The organism is Polaribacter litoreus (assembly GCF_054584775.1).
Genome location: NZ_JBTLRD010000074.1, coordinates 1 through 1,463, shown reverse-complemented (window position 1 = coordinate 1,463; position 1,463 = coordinate 1). Strand labels below are relative to the sequence as shown.

Genomic DNA, 1,463 nt, shown 5'->3' with positions numbered 1-1,463 from the left:
AGTTTAGGTACTATCTTTAATTCCTAATTTATTCTGTTAATTTTTCATTATTTTTGTTTTAACAGAGAGGAAACACACTGTGATCATTCACTGGAAGTTTACCTTGTGTAGCCTCAATTTTATTGGGGCTACTTTTTATGCCTTTTTCAAAGGCAAACAGAGAGTAAAGCTTCTGCTCCTCTTCTTGGAATTTTACCTTATAGTTTGGATCATAAGCTTCGTTTTTGTTCCATAAATAATAAATCATTGTTAATAGCTTTTTCTGAACAGCAACATAGCTTTTCATCTTAATTCCGTGCTTTTTATAAGTTCTATCATATAAATCTTTAAATTGTTGTACTTCACATTGAATAACAACTAAAGAAGGCATATACAAGGCTCGTCGGATTCTTGAATTTCCTCTTTTCGATATTTTTGTCTTTCCAACTCTAGTTCCAGATTGTGCTTCAACCACATCAAAACCTGCATAAGAGACTACTTGTTTGTAATTATTGAAGAGTGTAAATCCATTCGTTTCTGCAAGAATTACTGCGGTTGTTAAAATACCTAAACCTTTGATAGTGCAAATATTTTTAACTTTTTCTAAAACTTCCTTATCAGACGCTATATGTTCTAAAATCGCTTTATCTAATTCTTTAATTTGTGATTCAAACAAACTAATATTTTCTTTTAATTGTGCTGTGACAGAAGCTAGCTGATGCATTGCGTGACTTAAAGCATCTAATTGATTTTTAATAATTGTTTTTAATTCCGTGAGATTTTGACGCTGTCTTGTTAATAAACGTAATTCATAGAAAAAAGCACCCATAGGTTCCCAAGCTTCTAAACATTGTTCTGCACCCATTTGTGATAATCCTTTGGCATCAATAGAATCGTTTTTAGATTTTAAACCCAAACAGTCTAAATACTTTTTTGCCTTATTTGGCAAAATAATAGAAACTGTAAATCCTTTTTCATACAAAAAATAAGCACAGTTTTCGTGATAAATACCTGTAGCTTCCATACATATTACTAATGGAATCGAATCTTTTTGATGTTTTAAAATCCAAGCTACTAAATCCTCAAATCCCTTTTTTGTGTTTAAAATCTTTTTGCTAGATTTTACAATTACTCTTTGTCTTTGATCGATAACACTTATGCAAGCATCAATCTTTTTACTCGAAACATCTAAACCTACTGAATACTTTAAATTCATCTTTTAATATTTTAGGATAAACAAAAAATTACAAGAGTCTTCGCTCATTTTTTATGCAGCATCTAATTTGTAAAACTTGTGCTTAAGTACTATTGAAACTTAAATGTAATTAAAACCAAGTAGATTAGCCTAAAGTCCACAATATCATCAACAGATGTATTTCGCCCAGATACAATTTTGCTACTTGGTCTTGTTTATCAATTTATAATTCTAAAGATAGAAAATTTAGATATCTTTGAATATCTCAAAGATATGAGCCCAGATTGAA

General features: G+C 29.9%; 1 protein-coding gene. It reads right to left on the bottom strand.

Annotation, left to right across the window (positions count from 1 at the left end; translation table 11 throughout):
* Positions 1–58: 58 nt before the first annotated feature.
* The gene (locus ACW9UN_RS17195; RefSeq protein WP_459487604.1) at positions 59–1,195 is read right to left on the bottom strand and encodes an IS110 family RNA-guided transposase; all 1,137 of its coding nucleotides are present in this window, start codon (positions 1,193–1,195) and stop codon (positions 59–61) included.
* Positions 1,196–1,463 lie beyond the last annotated feature (268 nt).